The 16,295-nt window shown below is 70.3% G+C and carries 16 protein-coding genes; all 16 read left to right on the top strand.

What is annotated here, in order from left to right:
- The first annotated feature begins 47 nt into the window (after positions 1–47).
- Complete coding sequence (locus tag FS885_RS00520) at positions 48–836, top strand: ribonuclease HII (RefSeq protein WP_144743005.1); 789 nt, start codon at positions 48–50, stop codon at positions 834–836.
- A gap of 163 nt (positions 837–999) precedes the next feature.
- Entirely contained in the window at positions 1,000–1,455 is a 456-nt protein-coding gene (locus tag FS885_RS00515; protein ID WP_144743004.1) for a YraN family protein, read from the top strand.
- Positions 1,455–2,963, top strand: coding sequence for a YifB family Mg chelatase-like AAA ATPase (locus FS885_RS00510; RefSeq protein ID WP_186365726.1), 1,509 nt, complete (start codon positions 1,455–1,457; stop codon positions 2,961–2,963). The genes FS885_RS00515 and FS885_RS00510 overlap by 1 nt, the downstream gene beginning before the upstream one ends.
- On the top strand, positions 2,960–3,904 hold the full coding sequence (locus FS885_RS00505) for a DNA-processing protein DprA (RefSeq protein ID WP_144743002.1): 945 nt from the start codon (positions 2,960–2,962) through the stop codon (positions 3,902–3,904). Before FS885_RS00510 ends, FS885_RS00505 begins: the two co-directional genes overlap by 4 nt.
- A 12-nt stretch (positions 3,905–3,916) precedes the next feature.
- The gene (gene trmFO / locus FS885_RS00500; RefSeq protein WP_144743001.1) at positions 3,917–5,260 is read left to right on the top strand and encodes a methylenetetrahydrofolate--tRNA-(uracil(54)-C(5))-methyltransferase (FADH(2)-oxidizing) TrmFO; all 1,344 of its coding nucleotides are present in this window, start codon (positions 3,917–3,919) and stop codon (positions 5,258–5,260) included.
- Positions 5,253–6,188, top strand: a complete 936-nt coding sequence (locus FS885_RS00495) for a tyrosine recombinase XerC (RefSeq protein WP_144743000.1) — start codon at positions 5,253–5,255, stop codon at positions 6,186–6,188. Before trmFO ends, FS885_RS00495 begins: the two co-directional genes overlap by 8 nt.
- A gap of 288 nt (positions 6,189–6,476) precedes the next feature.
- Complete coding sequence (gene rpsB, locus FS885_RS00490; protein WP_144742999.1) at positions 6,477–7,265, top strand: 30S ribosomal protein S2; 789 nt, start codon at positions 6,477–6,479, stop codon at positions 7,263–7,265.
- Positions 7,266–7,342: 77 nt separating this feature from the next.
- Positions 7,343–8,215: a translation elongation factor Ts gene (gene tsf / locus FS885_RS00485; RefSeq protein WP_144742998.1), complete on the top strand. Its 873-nt coding sequence runs from the start codon at positions 7,343–7,345 to the stop codon at positions 8,213–8,215.
- A 72-nt stretch (positions 8,216–8,287) separates the two neighbouring features.
- Positions 8,288–9,448 (top strand): N-acetylglucosamine-6-phosphate deacetylase, encoded by a 1,161-nt coding sequence (gene nagA / locus FS885_RS00480; protein WP_144742997.1) that lies wholly within the window; start codon positions 8,288–8,290, stop codon positions 9,446–9,448.
- 181 nt (positions 9,449–9,629) lie between these two features.
- Complete coding sequence (pyrH, locus tag FS885_RS00475) at positions 9,630–10,349, top strand: UMP kinase (protein WP_144742996.1); 720 nt, start codon at positions 9,630–9,632, stop codon at positions 10,347–10,349.
- A gap of 23 nt (positions 10,350–10,372) precedes the next feature.
- Positions 10,373–10,885: a ribosome recycling factor gene (frr, locus tag FS885_RS00470; protein ID WP_425458918.1), complete on the top strand. Its 513-nt coding sequence runs from the start codon at positions 10,373–10,375 to the stop codon at positions 10,883–10,885.
- 1 nt (position 10,886) lies between these two features.
- Positions 10,887–11,693, top strand: a complete 807-nt coding sequence (locus FS885_RS00465; protein WP_144742994.1) for an undecaprenyl pyrophosphate synthase — start codon at positions 10,887–10,889, stop codon at positions 11,691–11,693.
- Positions 11,694–12,599, top strand: a complete 906-nt coding sequence (locus FS885_RS00460) for a phosphatidate cytidylyltransferase (RefSeq protein ID WP_144742993.1) — start codon at positions 11,694–11,696, stop codon at positions 12,597–12,599. It abuts the gene before it with no gap.
- Positions 12,596–13,756 carry a 1-deoxy-D-xylulose-5-phosphate reductoisomerase gene (dxr, locus tag FS885_RS00455; protein ID WP_144742992.1) on the top strand — a complete coding sequence of 387 codons (1,161 nt, stop codon included), beginning with the start codon at positions 12,596–12,598 and terminating at the stop codon, positions 13,754–13,756. Before FS885_RS00460 ends, dxr begins: the two co-directional genes overlap by 4 nt.
- A gap of 67 nt (positions 13,757–13,823) precedes the next feature.
- Positions 13,824–15,185 (top strand): M50 family metallopeptidase, encoded by a 1,362-nt coding sequence (locus tag FS885_RS00450; RefSeq protein ID WP_144742991.1) that lies wholly within the window; start codon positions 13,824–13,826, stop codon positions 15,183–15,185.
- Between the two features lie 13 nt (positions 15,186–15,198).
- Positions 15,199–16,281 (top strand): flavodoxin-dependent (E)-4-hydroxy-3-methylbut-2-enyl-diphosphate synthase, encoded by a 1,083-nt coding sequence (gene ispG / locus FS885_RS00445; RefSeq protein ID WP_144742990.1) that lies wholly within the window; start codon positions 15,199–15,201, stop codon positions 16,279–16,281.
- Positions 16,282–16,295: the final 14 nt, after the last annotated feature.

The raw sequence follows: 16,295 nt of genomic DNA, 5'->3' as shown, positions 1-16,295 counted from the left end.
CGAAGGGTCGCCGCGAGGCGGCCCTTTTTTCAACCCCGGGGGTATCGATGGCGAACCAGAACAGCACGGCCAAGGCGGCCGAGATCGCGGCGGAACTGGCGAGCGCCCCGCTCGAGGAACTCGCACAGCTCATCGAGCGCTACCGCGACGACCCGCGCATCCAGGTGCGCAAGGCCTGCGAGCGCGCCGAGCGGCGGCGTGGGCGCGAGCTCGCCCGGCGCGAGCGCGTGGACGCCATGTACCGCACGATGGCCGAGCTCGGCGGCGAGGGCGTGATCGTGGGCGTGGACGAGGTCGGCCGCGGGTCGGTCGCGGGGCCCCTGACCGTCTGCGCCGTCTGCCTTCCCATGGAGCCCCAGATCGAGGGGCTGAACGACTCCAAGCAGCTCACGCCGGCGCGCCGCGAGCTTATCGCCGCGCGCATCGCCGAGGTCGCGGTCGCCATCGGCATCTGCAGCATACCGGCGGCGGACATCGACCGCTGGGGCATGGCCGCCTGCCTCAAGCGCGCGGTCGCCGGCGCCGTCGAGGACTGCGGTCTTGAGCCCGATTGCGTGCTCATGGACGGCAACCCCCTGGGCGCGGTTCCCAACGAGCGCGACATCGTGCACGGCGACGCGCGCGTGGCCTGCATCGCGGCCGCCTCAATCGTCGCCAAGGTGACCCGCGACGCCCACATGGTCGAGCTCGACGCCCTCTATCCCGGCTACCATTTCGCCGAATCGAAGGGCTACGCATCGGCCGAGCACATCGCCGCCATCAAGGCGCACGGGCTCACCGAGGAGCATCGCGTGAGCTTCTGTGGAAACTTCCTGGAGACCGAGCGCCTCTTCTAAGGGTTCGTGCGCACCTGACGTGTCTGCCAGCTCACGTTGTGCTGCTGCGATACGAACGGGGGAAGGTCGCCGTGAGGTCCCGGTTTGATTGCGGTGAGAATCCGGCGCGAAAGCGGTCAGATGCTCCGGGGATGATGGTTCCACCCCAAGGGAAGGAGCCACCATGGCACAAGGATCGCACCGGCAGGAACGTCCGCCCCAAGCGGGCCCCGAGAGCCTCCTGGACACCCTGAGCGCGCACGAGGTGGGAACGATAGGCGAGCTCATCGCCTCGAGCTACCTCGAGGAGCGCGGCTACGAGATCCTGGAGCGCAACTACCGCTGCCCCGCCGGCGAGGCTGACCTCATCGCCTACGACCGCGTCGAGGAGGCGGTGGTCCTCATCGAGGTCAAGACGAGGCGCGCTGAGAGCGCGGCCGCACGGCGCGAGCTCTTCCCCGAGGAGGGGGTCGACGAGCGCAAGCGGCTCCGCTACCGCCGCATCGCATCGTGCTATCTCATGGACCGCTACCCGGTGCTCGATTTGCGCTTCGACGTGATCGCGATCAAGCTCGTGGGCGGCGGCGAGGCGCGCGTCGACCACTTCTACGACGTCCTGCACGAGGAAGAGGGCGTGTGATGGGAGCGGTCTTCGCCGTGCACGCGGCGTGCATCCGCGGCGTGGAGGCCGTGCCGGTCACGGTCGAGGTGTCGATGAGCCAGGGGCTCCCCGGCATGTCGATTCTGGGGATGGCCGACATTTCGGTCCAGGAGTCGCGCGGGAGGGTCCGCTCGGCGCTGCGGTCGGCGGGCTTCGACATCCCGCGCCGGAGCATCGTCGTGAACCTCGCCCCGAGCGACATGCGCAAGACCGGGTCGGGGCTCGACCTCCCCATCGCGGTCGCCATCCTCGCGGCCTCGGGGCAGATTCCCTTGAACGGGCTCGATGACTGCCTCTTCGTGGGCGAGCTCGCGCTCGACGGCACCGTGAACCCCGTGAAGGGGGAGGTGGCCTACCAGCTGCTCGCCCGCGACAGGAAGCTCGTGCTCGTGGGGGCGCGAGATGGCCAGCACGTGCCCATCGCCGGGGCGCTCCATCGCTGCCTGCCCGACCTCGGTAGGCTCGCCGCGGGCGTCAAGGACGCGGTGCGCGAGGTCACAGCGGCGTGCGCGCCCGGCAGCACGGGCGCTCCTCTTGATTTCGCCGACGTGGTGGGCCAGGAGACGGCGAAGCGCGCCATCGCCATCGCCGCCACCGGGGAGCTCGGCATGCTCATGGTCGGGGCCCCGGGCTCGGGCAAGACCATGCTCGCGGTGCGCATGACCTCGATCCTGCCCGCGCTCGACGAGCTCGAGCAGCAGGAGGCCCTGAGCATCCACTCGGTGGCGGGCGAGCCCATAGACGCGCTCCTCGCCGGCGTGCGCCCCTTCAGGAACCCGCACCACAGCGTCTCCTCAGCGGGCCTCATCGGCGGGGGCAGGCCGGTGCGCCCGGGCGAGATCAGCCTCGCGCACGGCGGGGTGCTCTTCCTGGACGAGCTCGGCGAGTTCCCGCCTGGCGTGCTCCAGGCGCTCCGCCAGCCGATCGAGGAGGGCTGCGTGCGCATCGTGCGCGCGGACGGGATGTACCGCTTCCCGGCGCGCTTCCAGCTCCTCGCGGCGAGCAACCCCTGTCCCTGCGGGTATCTGGGCGACCGGGCCATCGCCTGCACGTGCTCCGCGGCGGCGATCGAGCGCTATCGCGCGCGGCTCGCGGGGCCGCTCATCGACCGCATCGACCTCATCGTCGATGTCGCACGGCCCGACCCTGAGCTGATCGTGCAGGGCGCCGAGGGCCTCTCGACCGCGGACCTCAAGCGGGCCGTCGCGGGCGGGCGCGCCTTCAGGGCATGGAGGCGGGCGCGCGCCGGGGACGGGGCGTCCGCCGAGGACAGCCGGAGCGGCTCGCGGGCGCTTCGCGGCTGCGCGCTCGACCGTAAGGCTGAGGCGGCGATCCTCGGCCTCGCGCGGCGGGGGAGCCTCACGGGGCGCGGCGTCGCGAGGCTCTGCCGTATCGCCCGCGCCATCGCGGATATCGACGAGTGCGAGGAAGTGGGGGAGGCGCACGTGCTCGAGGCCGGCGTCTTTCAGGGAAGGAGGCCCACATGAGCAGCGAGGTGCCGTCAGACGGCTTGGAGATCCGGTATGGGGACGCGCGCTACCCCCGCTCCGTCGCGGCGCTCGCGGACGCGCCCCGCGTCCTTTTCGTCCGCGGCGACCCGAACGCGCTCGCCGTGCCCTCGCTCTCCGTCGTGGGCTCGCGCATGCCCACGCCCTACGGGCTCGCGACGACCGAGCTCGCGGCGCGCCTCGCGGTCGAGGCGGGCCTGCAGGTGGTCTCGGGCGGGGCGCGCGGCTGCGACTGCGCCGCCGGCATGGCGGCGCTCGATGCCGGGGGCAGTCACGTGATCGTTCTGGGCACGGGCGCCGATGTCGTCTACCCGCGGTCGAGCGAGGCCCTCATCGAGCGGACGCTCGCGGCGGGCGGCGCCGTGGTCTCGGTGGCGCCCTGGGGCACGCAGCCGCAGCGGTTCCTCTTCCCCAAGCGCAACCGGGTGATCGCGGCGCTCTCGCAGGCGACCTTCATCGGCGAGGCGGGGCTGCCCTCCGGCACGTTCTCGACCGCCGAGGCCGCCATCGAGCTCGGCCACGAGGTCCTGGTCGTGCCCGGGTCCATCTTCTCGTCCCAGTCGCGCGGCGCGAACTACCTCATAGGCATCGGCGCCTGCTGCATCGCCGACGAGGAGGCCCTCGAGATGGCGATCTCGCGTATCTACGGGCGGCTGCGCAGGCCGCACGGGACGGCGTCGCCCGCACGCCACCGGGACCGCAGGTGGGACCGCGTGCTCGACGCGGTCGTGGCGAGCCCGTTAAGGTCAGATGACGTGGCGGCGCTCTTGGGCTGCGACATCCGCGCCGCGCTCGAGCTTCTGGGCGACATGACCGCGGTGGGCGCCATCGAGCAGGGGATCGACGGGCGCTACATCGCCACGAAAGCATCACTTCACGCGCGGACGGCCTTGGGTCACAATGGGGTGCAGCGACGATGAGGAGGCTGTTCGATGGCAACGGATACGGTGACGGTCGTAGGGGGCGGGCTCGCGGGCAGCGAGTGCGCGCTCCAGCTCGCGGCGCGGGGCGTCCCCGTGCGGCTCTTCGAGATGCGGCCCCAGACGATGTCGCCCGCGCACAGCACGGGCGGCTTCGCGGAGCTCGTCTGCTCGAACTCGCTCAAGTCCACGCGCCCCGACAGCGCGGCCGGCCTGCTCAAGGCCGAGCTCAGGCGCATGGGGTCGGTCCTGCTCTCGTGCGCGGACGAGGCGGCCGTCCCCGCGGGCGGCGCGCTCGCTGTCGACCGCGACCGCTTCTCGGCGCTCGTGGGGGAGCGCATCGCCGCGGAGCCCCTCATCGAGGTTGTGCGCGAGGAGGTCACGGAGATCCCCGAGGGCCCGGTCGTCATCGCGGCCGGCCCGCTCTGCTCGCCGGCGCTCAGCGACCGGCTGCTCGATCTCGTGGGCGGCGAGGCGCTCTCGTTCTACGACGCCGCCGCACCCATCGTGGATGCCGCCACGCTCGACATGGACGTGCTCTTCAGGCAGTCGCGCTACGACGAGGCCGGCCGTGGCGACTACCTGAACGCGCCCATGGACCGCGACGAGTACGAGGCCTTCATCGACGCCCTCGTCACGGCCGAGCGCGTGGTCCAGCACGGCTTCGACAAGGGCGGGCTCTTCCAGGCCTGCCAGCCGGCGGAGGAGGTCGCGCGCACGGGGCGCGACGCGCTGCGCTTCGGCGCGATGAAGCCCGTGGGGCTCACCGACCCGCGGACGGGCAGAAGGCCGTGGGCTGCGCTGCAGCTGCGCGCCGAGAACGCTGACGGCACGGCCTACAACCTGGTGGGCTTCCAGACGAACCTCACCTTCGGCGAGCAGAAGCGCGTCTTCAGGATGATCCCGGGGCTCGAGGGGGCGGAGTTCTTCCGCTTCGGCGTCATGCACCGCAACACCTTCCTCGACAGCCCCCATGTGCTCGACCGCACCTTCGCGGTCCCCGGCACCCGCGTGCGCCTGGCGGGCCAGATCACGGGCACCGAGGGCTACACCGAGGCCATCGCCTCGGGCCTGCTCGCCGCGCTGAACACCTACGCGGAGCTCACGGGCGCCGAGCCCGTGAGCCTTCCCGCGACGGGCGCCCTGGGGTCGCTTATGGCCTACGCCACCGACCCCGCGACCGAGGGGTACCAGCCCATGCATGTGAACTTCGGGCTGGTGCCGCCGCTTGAAGACGGGCGCCGCCGCGGCAAGCGCGAGCGCTACGCCGCCTATGCCGAGCGCGCCGAGCGCGACCTCGAGGCCTATCTCTCGACGCGGCCCGAGCTCTTCGACGGGTGCCGCCGCGATGGCTGAGGCGGATGCGCGGGACGCCCGCGCGTTCGAGGCGGTCGACGACTTCATCGCCCACATAGCGGGCTTCGAGGGCTTCTCGCCCGAGACGGTCCGCGCCTACCAGGGGCATCTCGACGCCTACCTTGCCTGGGCGGAGCGCACGGGCACGGACGCCCTCGACCCGGGAGTGCGCGGCCTCAGGCGCTACCTCGCGGAGCTCAAGGCGGCGCGCTACGCGCCGCGGACGGTCTCTGCCCACCTTTCGGCGATCCGCTCCTTCTTCTCGTGGGCGGTCCTCGCCGGTGCGGTGTCCCTGAACCCCGCCGAGGCCGTGCAGATGCCCAAGGTGCCCAAGTCGCTGCCCAAGACCGTCGGGGCGCGGGACATGCGCGCGCTCCTCGACGCGCCCGACCCCGCAGGTCCCGAGGGGGCCCGCGACCGGGCGATGCTTGAGCTCTTCTACGCGACGGGAGCCCGCATATCCGAGCTCTCACACCTCGACATCGAGTCGGTCGACCTGAGCGCCCGCACGGTGCGGCTCTTCGGCAAGGGGTCGAAGGAGCGCATCGTGCCCATCTACCGCGCGGCCGCGGATGCCGTCCGCGCCTACCTCGCGGGGCCGCGCGGGGAGCTCCTCGCCCAGGCGGGCAGGCGCGAGGACCCGTCCGGCAGGCACGCCCTCTTCATCTCCGCCCGGGGCAACCGCATGGACGCCAACGCCCTCAGGTACCGCTTCCGGGTGCTCTGCCGGCGCGCGGGCCTCCCCGCCGACGTGACGCCGCACGTGATGCGCCACACCTTCGCGACCGACCTGCTCGCGGGCGGGGCGGACCTCCGGAGCGTGCAGGAGCTCCTCGGGCACGCGAGCCTCTCCACGACGACGCTCTACACCCACCTCACGCCCGAGCGCCTGAAGTCGGCCGTGAAGGGCGCCCATCCCCGCGGGTGAGGCGGAATTCGAGGGGCGTCCGCCCGGCGCACGGGAGCGCATGCGTGCCCGGCGGCGCGCCGCCGGACGGGGGAGCGGGGCGGCTTGTGCGCAAATGCGTGAGTTCCGCAACTTTCCCTGCGTGGGCGCCGCGGTTCTGCTATCATGTCGACCGTTGCCGCACAAGCGGCACGTTCCATCACACACGTGCGGCTACTTTCGCGCCGTGGTGCCTGGGTTTCGGTAGCACATATCCAGGTTGGCGCGCAGGGAAGACCCCGCACGGAGGCGAACCACAGGAGGTTTCACATGGCTACCAAGATCAACATCCGCACCCTGCTCGAGGCTGGCTGCCACTTCGGCCACCAGACCCGCCGCTGGAACCCCAAGATGAAGCCGTTCATCTTCGGCGAGCGCAACGGCATCTACATCCTCGACCTCAAGCAGACCATCATCAACGCCGACCAGGCCTACACCTTCCTGCGCAACGCCGCCAAGGGCGGCAAGGTGCTGTTCGTGGGCACCAAGAAGCAGGCCCAGGAGCCCGTCAAGGCCGCTGCCGAGCGCTGCGGCATGCCCTACATCAACCAGCGCTGGCTCGGCGGCATGCTCACCAACTTCGTGACCATCCGCTCGCGCATCAACCGCATGGAGGAGCTCGAGGGCATGATCGCCGACGGCTCCATGGCGCTGCGCGGCAAGAAGGAGCAGTCCGTGCTCGGTAAGGAGCTCGCCAAGCTCCAGGCCAACCTCGGTGGCGCCCGCGACCTCAAGGGCCTGCCGGCGGCGCTGTTCGTCATCGACACCAAGCGCGAGGAGAACGCGATCAAGGAGGCCCGCCGCCTCAACATCCCGGTGATCGCCCTCATCGACACCAACTCCGATCCCGACGAGGTCTTCGAGAACGGCATCGGCATCCCCTGCAACGACGACGCCATCAGCGCCGTGACCCTCATGTGCGAGCTCATGGCCGACGCCTGCATCGCCGGTAGCGACAAGCCCGAGGTCACCGCCGCCGAGATGGCCGGCGAGGAGCTCCCCGCCGAGGAGGCCCCCGTCGAGAAGGCCGAGGCCGCCGAGGCCGAGGTCGCCGAGTAGCGCCACGCAACGCTTCCCGTCCCCGTGCCGGGGGCGGGTCCCCCTATAGGTAACCGATGTCCAAGAAGGGAACATCCATGGCCAACATCACCGCCGCCCAGGTCAAGCAGCTCCGCGACATGACCGACTCGCCCATGATGGAGTGCAAGAAGGCGCTCGTCGAGGCCGAGGGCGATATGGACCTCGCCGTCGACATCCTCCGCAAGAACGGCCTGGCCGCCGCCGCCAAGAAGGCCGGCCGCGCCACCAACGAGGGTGCCATCGGCGCCTACGTCTCCGAGGACGGCACGCTCGGCGCCATCGTCGAGGTCGCCTGCGAGACCGACTTCGTGGGCTCCAACCCCACCTTCACCGGCTTCGCCGCCAAGCTCGCCCAGCACGTCGCCGAGACCGAGCCCGCCTCGGTCGAGGAGCTCCTCGCCTCCGAGATGGAGGGCGAGACCGTCGAGGCCGCGCTCACCGAGCTCATCCACATCATCGGCGAGAACATGAAGATCACCCGCTTCGCGGTGCGCAAGCCCGCCCACGGCGGCGTGTCCACCTACATCCACATGGGCGGCAAGATCGGCGTCATCGTCGAGTTCTCCTTCGAGAAGCCCGAGACCGCCGGCGCCGACGCCTTCAAGGCCTTCGCCCATGACGTGGCCATGCAGGTCGCCGCGACCGCGCCCATCTGCGCCGTGCGCGAGGACGTGCCCGCCGAGACCGTCGAGCACGAGAAGTCCATCTACATGGCTCAGGCCGCCGAGTCCGGCAAGCCCGAGGCCATCCAGGAGAAGATGGCGATCGGCCGCCTCGAGAAGTTCTACAAGGGCGTCGTCCTGAACGAGCAGGAGTTCATCAAGGACTCCAGCCTGACCATCGCCAAGTACGCCGAGCAGGTCAGCAAGGAGCTCGGCGACACCGTCAAGGTCGCCGGCTTCGACCGTCTCGCCCGCGGCGAGGCCTAGAGCCAAGCGAGTCCGTCTTTTGGGGGCAGTCCTTCGGGGCTGCCCCTTTGCTATGTGCCGGGGGAGGGCGCCATGTTCGTGTTGGATAACGCGCGCATCGTCGATGCCGCGCGCGGGGTGTTTGCGGGCCACGTCGTCGTCGACGGCGAGCGCATCGCCGAGGTGGGCGAGGGCCGCTACGCGGGGGAGCTCGAGGCCGTGGACCTGGCGGGCCTTCTGCTCATGAGCGGCATGGTCGACATCCACATCCACGGCGGCTGGGGCCATGACTTCATCCGCGAGCCCAAGGTGAGCGTCGAGGCGGTGGGGGAGCGGCTCGCGGCCGAGGGAACGACCTCGTTCCTCGCGAGCCTGACTGTCGTGAGCCACGCGGAGCTCCTGGAACTGCTCGCCGACTTCCCCGATCCCTACCGCACCGCCGGCGCACGCTTCTGGGGCGTCCACTCCGAGGGGCCCTTCCTCTCGCCGGCCTACAAGGCCCTCATGGACGAGCGCTATCTCAGGGACTTCGACGCCCGCGAGTTCGCCGAGATGGTCGAGGCGGCGCACGGAGCGCTCAAGATGATGACGGCCGCCCCCGAGCGCGCGGGCTACCTCGAGGTCGCCCGCGAGGCCGAGCGGGCGGGCGTGGTGCTCATGATCGGGCACTCCGACGCGCGCTGCCGCGAGGCGCGCTTCGCCCTCGAGCACGGCGCGCGCGGCTTCACGCACCTCTACAACGCGATGAGCCAGCACACGCACCGCGACCCCGGCATCGTGACGGCGGCGCTCCTCGGACTCGGCGAGTACGCCGAGCTTATCTGCGACGGCTTCCACATCGACCCGGACGTTATCCTCGCCACCTACCGCGCCCGCGGCAGCGAGGGCATCATTCTCATCACCGACGCGATGCTCGGCCGCGGCATGCCCGACGGCGAGTACGTGTTCTCGAACCTCAGGTGCCGCAAGCGCGGCAACACCGTGCGCGTGGTCGAGACCGGGCGCATCTCGGGCAGCGCCATCTCGCAGCTCGACGCCATCAGGAACGTGCGGGCCTTCACGGGCTGCGGCCTGCCCGAGCTCGCGCGCATGGCCTCGCTCAACCCGGCGCGCCTGCTCGGTATCGACGGCGAGGTGGGTTCGATTGCTGCCGGCAAGCTCGCCGACATGCTCGTTCTGGACGATGGTCTCGACCTCGAGGCGACCTACGTGGGCGGCAGGTGCGTCTATGACCGGGAGGGCGCCTGCGCGTGAGGGCCCCGCGCTTCCGACTGCTGCCCGGCGTGCCGGGAAGCCTATGTGCCCAAACGCACTGGGCCCGCCGCCGCGCAGGCGCACGCTCATCCCGTCGCTTTGTGCGATAGCCGTAATTATCCCGGCGGTCTACGTCGGCTTTGTTAGAATGGCGTAAGGTACGACCATAAGGAGGATTCCCTTGTCCGAATATCGATACAAGCGCGTGCTGCTGAAGCTCTCCGGCGAGGCGCTCATGGGCGATGGCGGCTACGGCATCGACCCGAGCGTGACCGACCGCTTGGCGCACCAGGTGGCCGAGCTCCATGACGACGGCATCGAGGTCGGTGTCGTGGTGGGCGGGGGCAACATCTTCCGCGGCATGGCCGGTGCCGCCAAGGGCATGGACCGCGCCCAGGCCGACTACATGGGCATGCTCGCCACCATCATGAACGCGCTCGCGTTGCAGGACGCCTTCGAGCGCGCCGGTTGCGAGTGCCGCGTCATGAGCGCCATCCAGATGAACGAGGTCTGCGAGCCCTACATCCGCCGCCGCGCGATGCGCCACCTCGAGAAGGGCGACGTCGTCATCTTCGCCGCGGGCTCGGGCAACCCCTACTTCACGACCGACACCGCCGCGGCTCTGCGCGCCTGCGAGATCGACGCGGACTGCCTCATCAAGGCCACCAAGGTCAACGGCATCTACGACAAGGACCCCGTGGCCAACGACGACGCGGTACGCTTCGACTCCATCTCCTACCACGAGGTGCTCGTGCGCGGCCTGCAGGTCATGGACTCCACGGCCGCGGCACTCTGTCAGGACAACCATATGCCCATCATCGTCCTCAGCATCGAGGGCGAGGACAGCATCAAGCGCGCCCTCAAGGGCGAATCCGTCGGTACCGTCGTCAAGGAGGACTAACCGTGTCTAAGATCACCGACCGCATGGACAAGACCCTCGAGAGCCTCTCGCACGAGTTCGCCAAGGTCCGTACCGGGCGCGCCAACGCGAACATCCTCTCGGACATCACCGTCGACTACTACGGTGTCGCGACCCCCATCACGCAGGTCGCCGCCGTCAAGGTGCCCGAGGCGCACATGCTCGTGGTGGAGCCCTGGGACAAGTCGCTCCTGAGCGCCATCGTGCACGCCATCAACGCCTCCGACCTGGGCATCACCCCGTCGAGCGACGGCACCATCGTGCGCCTGCCGTTCCCGGCGCCCACCGAGGAGCGCCGCCGCGACCTGGTGAAGGAGTGCCGCGAGATCGCCGAGCACGCCCGCGTCTCCATCCGCAACATCCGCCGCGACGAGAACGGCAAGATCGAGCGCGACGAGGACCTCTCCGAGGACGACGTCCGCCGCGAGCAGGCCGCGGTGCAGAAGCACACCGACGCCTACATCAAGAAGATCGACGATATGCTCAAGGCCAAAGAGGCCGAGGTCATGGAGATCTAGCGTGAGGGCGGACCACATCTACGACGACTCCACGTTCGAGACGTTCTTCGCCGACCCCCCGGAGGGGCTCGAGATGGACGCCCTCGACCGCGCGCGCATACCCCGGCACATCTCGTGCATCATGGACGGCAACGGCCGCTGGGCCACGGCGCGCGGCATGAAGCGCGGCGAGGGCCACAAGGCCGGCATCGTGTCGCTGCGCGAGATCATCACCGCCTGCGTGCGCCTCGGCGTCGAGGTGCTCTCGGCCTACGCGTTCTCGACCGAGAACTGGAAGCGCCCCGCGGCCGAGGTGAACCTGCTCATGCACCTGTTCGCCCAGACCTTCGTGGAGGAGCTGCCGCTGCTCAAGCGCGAGAACGTGCGCGTGGTCTTTCTGGGTGATGTCTCGGCGCTGCCCAAGCGCACGCGCGAGGTGTTCGAGTACGGCCTCTCCGAGACCGCGGGCCACACGGGCATGGTGCTCGCGCTCGCCGTGAACTACGGCGCCCGCGCCGAGATCGCCCGGGCCGCGCGGCAGCTCGCCGAGGACGCCGCCGCGGGCAGGATCGATCCCGCATCCATCGACGAGGACGCCGTCGCGGCGCGCCTCTACACCGCCGGCCTGCCCGACCCCGAGCTCATCATCCGCACGTCGGGCGAGCTCAGGCTGTCGAACTACCTGCTGTGGCAGGCCGCGTATTCAGAGTTCTATATCACGAGGACCTACTGGCCGGATTTCAACCGATGGGAGCTCGTCGACGCGATCCTCGCGTTCCAGGGCCGCGACCGTCGATTCGGAGGGGTCCACGAGCACGAGGTGTCCTAGATGAGCGAGCATACAGAAGAGGAGCTTAGGGAAGAGACGGCGGTCGCGGTCGCCGAGCCCGAGGAGGGCGCCCGCACCGACCTGCCTCCGGCGCCGTCGGCTCCGGGCGGGTTCCTCGCGCGCGTGGCCTCGGGCCTCATCTACGTCGTCGTCTTCATCGGCTGCATCATGTTCGGCACGATCCCGACGGCGCTCCTCGTCTCGGTGATGAGCGGGCTGTGCTGCCACGAGTTCTTCCAGATGACCAAGCGCGACGGCAAGGTCACCAACGACTCCTTGGGCCTCGCCGCCGCGGTGCTCTTCCCGCTCGCCGCGCTTGGCGACGGCGTGCTGCTCTCGGCTCTGCTCTTCATCCTCATCCTCTCGGTGGGGCTCTGGTACGTCTACTCGCCGCGAACGCGCATCGCCGACGTGGCGGTGACCCTCATGGGCCCGCTCTACACCGGCTTCATGCTCTCGGCCATCGTGCTTCTGCGCGACGCGATCCCCGGGCTTCCGGGCGCCGTGCTCACGGTGGGCGTCTGCGCGTCGCTGTGGGTCTCGGACTCCTTCGCCTACCTCGTGGGCCGCGCCATCGGCCGGCACAAGATGGCCCCGCGCATCAGCCCCAAGAAGACCTGGGAGGGCTTCGCGGGCGGCGTTGTGGGCGCCGTCATCGTGTGGCTCATCCTCCTCGCCACGGGCATGTTCCGCTTCGACGCCGTCTTCGCCGTGTTCTGCGGCGTGGTCGTGGCTGTGCTCGGCGTCTTCGGCGACCTCATCGAGTCGCGCATCAAGCGCGGCGTGGGCGTCAAGGACTCCGGCTCGCTCATGCCCGGCCACGGCGGCATGCTCGACCGCTGCGACTCGCTCATCTTCGGCTGCATCACCGCCGAGCTGCTCCTCTCCATCGGAGGCATCCTATGATCCAGACCCCTCGGCTCCGCGTCGCCATCCTGGGCTGCACGGGGTCCATCGGCCGGCAGGCCCTCGACGTCTGCCGCCAGCATGCCGACCGCCTCGAGGTGGTCGCGCTCACGGCGCACACCGGGACCGAGGCCCTCGTGGACGCGGCCCGCGAGTTCGGTACGCGGGCGGTAGCCGTCACGGCGCCCGCGCATGCGCACGATGCCGTGCTGGGGGAGCTGCCCTCCGGCTGCGAGCTCCTCGATGGGCACGGCGCCTTGGCCGAGCTCGTCGCGCGCGACGACGTCGACTGCGTCCTGAACTCCGTCATGGGGGCCGCGGGCCTCGAGGCGAGCTACGCTACCTTACAAGCCGGCAAGCGCCTCGCACTCGCCAACAAGGAGTCGCTCGTGGTGGGCGGCGACCTTTTGATGCCGCTCGCGGCACCCGGGCAGATGCTGCCCGTCGACTCCGAGCACAACGCCATCTATCAGTGCCTGGAGGGCGAGCGCAAAGACGAGGTCCATGCGATCTGGCTCACCTGCTCGGGCGGGCCATTCTTCGGCTGGTCCGCGCTCGAGCTCGAGCGCGTCACGGTCGAGGACGCGCTCAGGCACCCCAACTGGGCCATGGGCGCCAAGATCACCATCGACTCCGCCACCCTCATGAACAAGGGCCTGGAGCGGCTCGAGGCCATGCACCTCTTCGGGTGCGACCTCGACCGCATCGTCGTCCTCATCCAGCGCGAGTCCAAGATCCACTCGATGGTCGAGTTCGCCGACGGCTCCACCATCGCGCACCTGGGCGCCTCGGACATGCGCATCCCCATCCAGTACGCCTTCTCCTACCCCGAGCGCTGGGAGACGCCCGCGCCGCGCCTCGACTACCGCGAGCTCGGGGGCCTCACCTTCGACAAGCCCGACTGCGGGACCTTCCGCTGCCTCGCCCTCGCCGAGCGGGCCGGGCGCACCGGCGGTACCGCGCCGTGCGTGCTCAACGCCGCCAACGAGGTCGCGGTGGAGGCCTTCCTGGAGCGCCGCTGCACGTTCACCGCGATCGCCGACATCGTGGAGCGCACGCTCGACGCGCACGACGCCGTCGCCGTCGACTCGATCGCCCAGCTGCTCGAGGTCGACGCCTGGGCGCGCGAGCGGGCGCGCTCGCTCATCGCCGGCTAGCGGCCCCGCGGCCCCCCCGTGCCCGCGCGCCGGGCCCGCCCCCTGATCCCTCGAGAAAGGTAAGCCTTTGCTCGCCTCCGCACTCACGACCGCCTTCTGGGGCATCCTGCTCCTCTCGTGTTTGGTGTTCCTCCACGAGGGAGGGCACTACCTCGCCGCCCGCGCCTGCGGGGTGCGCGTGACCGAGTACTTCCTGGGCCTGCCCTGCCGCTGGCGGCTCGCCCACACCTCGAAGCGCAACGGGACCACCTTCGGCGTCACGCCGCTGCTGCTTGGCGGCTACGCCATGATCTGCGGCATGGACCCCGAGACGAGCCCGCACGCGGCCGCCGTGCTCGGTGCAGTGCACCGCAGGGGCACGGTCTCGGTCGAGGAGCTCGCCGAGGAGCTCTCCCTCGACGAGGACGAGGTCTTCGCGGCCTGCATCCAGCTCATGGGCTGGGGCTCCATCGACGGGGTCTACGACGCCTCGAGAGGCGAGGTCCCCGGCGGCTCAACCTATCCCTCGACCTACGCCGCGCCCGCGCGCGACCGCGCCGGCAACACGCTGCTCGACGGGCGCCGGTTCGAGCGCGGCCACGCGAGCGAGGCCGGGAGCCCCTGGGTGCCGCCCATGGACGATGGGGCCTTCCTCGAGCTCGAGCGCTCCCGCACCTACCTTGGCAAGGGCTTTTTCGCCCGCGCGTTCATGCTCGTCGCCGGCATCCTCGTGAACCTCCTCACGGGCCTGCTCCTGCTCATGAGCATCTACTCCATCGTGGGCGTGGAGGTCTCGCTCGACGTGAACGAGGTCGGCACGGTCGAGGCGGGGTCGCAGGCGGCCGGGCTGGGGCTCGCGGCCGGCGACCGGATCCTCTCGGTCGACGGCGCGCCCACGGAGAGCTGGATGGACATCGTCTACGCACTCGACGCCGCGAGCGACGGCGAGCCCTTCGAGATCGTCTTCGAGCACGAGGGCGAGGAGCGCGCCGCCACCGCCGAGCTCGGCCCCGACGAGCTTTTAGGCATCGGCATCTCCACCGAGGTCGTGCGGCTCGACCCGATCGAGTCCGCCCGGATGTCGATCGACTACATCGGCCAGACCGCCGCGTCGATCCTCTCACTCTTCAACCCGCAGCACACCATGGAGATGCTCGACAGCTCGACCTCCATCGTGGGCATCTCGGTGATGTCGGCGCAGGCCGCCGCGGCCGGGCCCACCACCTTCCTCACGCTCGCCGCGCTCATCTCGTTCTCGCTCGGCCTCATGAACCTGCTGCCCATCCCGCCGCTCGACGGCGGCAAGCTCGTCATCGAGGTCATCCAGGCTCTGATCGGGCGCGAGCTGCCGCTCAAGGTGCAAAACGCCGTGTCCTACGTGGGCATCGCGCTGTTCATGATGCTCTTCGTCTACGTCCTGCGCAACGACGTAATCCGCTTCATCATGTGAGGGGGCAACGACCATGGCTGATATCGCTTCCGGAACGGCGGTCCCGGCACGCGCGCTCACCAGGCCCGTGCAGGTGGGGTCGGTCACGATCGGCGGGGGAGCGCCCGTGGTGGTGCAGTCGATGACCTGCACGCCCACCGCCGACGCCGAGGCCACGCTCGCCCAGGTGCGCGCCCTCGCCCGGGGCGGCTGCGACATCGTGCGCGTGACGCTGCCCAACCGCGACGCCATCGATGGCTTCCGTGCCGTCTGCGAGGCCTCGCCCGTGCCCATCGTGGCCGACATCCACTTCGACCACAGGCTCGCCCTCGCGGCGCTCGACGCCGGCGCGGCGAAGCTCCGCATCAACCCGGGCAACATCGGCTCGTGGGAGAAGGTCGACGAGGTCATCGACGCGGCGGGGGAGGCCGGCGCCGCCATCCGCATCGGCGTGAACGCCGGCTCTCTCGAGGAGGACATCGCCGCGCGCGACGACCTCACCCAGCCGGAGAAGCTCGTCGCCTCGTCGCTGCGCTTCGTGGGGCACTTCGAGGAACGCGGCTTCACGAACATCGTGCTCTCCGCGAAGGCCCACAGCGTCCCCACCACGATAGAGACCTACCGCGCGCTCTCGCGCGAGCTGCCGCACGTGCCGCTCCACCTCGGCGTGACCGAGGCGGGCACCGCGCTCGCGGGCACCATCAAGAGCTCGGTGGGACTCGGCGTGCTGCTCGCCGAGGGCATCGGCGACACCCTGCGCGTCTCGCTCACGGCGGACCCCGTCGAGGAGCCGCCCGTGGCCTGGGGGATCCTCCAGTGCTTAGGTCTCCGCCGCAGGGGCCCCGAGCTGGTGTCGTGCCCCACGTGCGGGCGCACGCAGGTCGACCTCATCCCCATCGCGCAGGAGGTCGAGCGGCGGCTGCGCGACGTCGCCAAGCCCATCTCGGTCGCCGTCATGGGCTGCGTGGTGAACGGCCCCGGCGAGGCGTCCGACGCCGACGTGGGCGTGGCCTGCGGGCGGGGGAGCGCGCTGCTCTTCAAGCACGGCGAGGTCATCCGCAAGGTGGCCGAGGAGGACATCGTCGACGCCCTCATGGCAGAGATCGACGCCCTCTAGCGCGCGCCTTCTTC

This window comes from Enorma burkinafasonensis (genome assembly GCF_902150035.1).
Classification (GTDB): Bacteria; Actinomycetota; Coriobacteriia; order Coriobacteriales; family Coriobacteriaceae; genus Enorma; species Enorma burkinafasonensis.
The sequence above is the reverse complement of the archived record's forward strand: the minus strand, read 5'-3'. Positions and strand labels throughout refer to the sequence as shown.

Bases quoted from the DNA above. Each gene is read 5' to 3' on its own strand.
- FS885_RS00520 (WP_144743005.1), top strand. From the start codon at position 48: ATGGCGAACCAGAACAGCACGGCCAAGGCGGCCGAGATCGCGGCGGAA.
- FS885_RS00515 (WP_144743004.1), top strand. From the start codon at position 1,000: ATGGCACAAGGATCGCACCGGCAGGAACGTCCGCCCCAAGCGGGCCCC.
- FS885_RS00510 (WP_186365726.1), top strand. From the start codon at position 1,455: ATGGGAGCGGTCTTCGCCGTGCACGCGGCGTGCATCCGCGGCGTGGAG.
- FS885_RS00505 (WP_144743002.1), top strand. From the start codon at position 2,960: ATGAGCAGCGAGGTGCCGTCAGACGGCTTGGAGATCCGGTATGGGGAC.
- trmFO (WP_144743001.1), top strand. From the start codon at position 3,917: ATGGCAACGGATACGGTGACGGTCGTAGGGGGCGGGCTCGCGGGCAGC.
- FS885_RS00495 (WP_144743000.1), top strand. From the start codon at position 5,253: ATGGCTGAGGCGGATGCGCGGGACGCCCGCGCGTTCGAGGCGGTCGAC.
- rpsB (WP_144742999.1), top strand. From the start codon at position 6,477: ATGGCTACCAAGATCAACATCCGCACCCTGCTCGAGGCTGGCTGCCAC.
- tsf (WP_144742998.1), top strand. From the start codon at position 7,343: ATGGCCAACATCACCGCCGCCCAGGTCAAGCAGCTCCGCGACATGACC.
- nagA (WP_144742997.1), top strand. From the start codon at position 8,288: ATGTTCGTGTTGGATAACGCGCGCATCGTCGATGCCGCGCGCGGGGTG.
- frr (WP_425458918.1), top strand. From the start codon at position 10,373: ATGGACAAGACCCTCGAGAGCCTCTCGCACGAGTTCGCCAAGGTCCGT.
- FS885_RS00460 (WP_144742993.1), top strand. From the start codon at position 11,694: ATGAGCGAGCATACAGAAGAGGAGCTTAGGGAAGAGACGGCGGTCGCG.
- dxr (WP_144742992.1), top strand. From the start codon at position 12,596: ATGATCCAGACCCCTCGGCTCCGCGTCGCCATCCTGGGCTGCACGGGG.
- ispG (WP_144742990.1), top strand. From the start codon at position 15,199: ATGGCTGATATCGCTTCCGGAACGGCGGTCCCGGCACGCGCGCTCACC.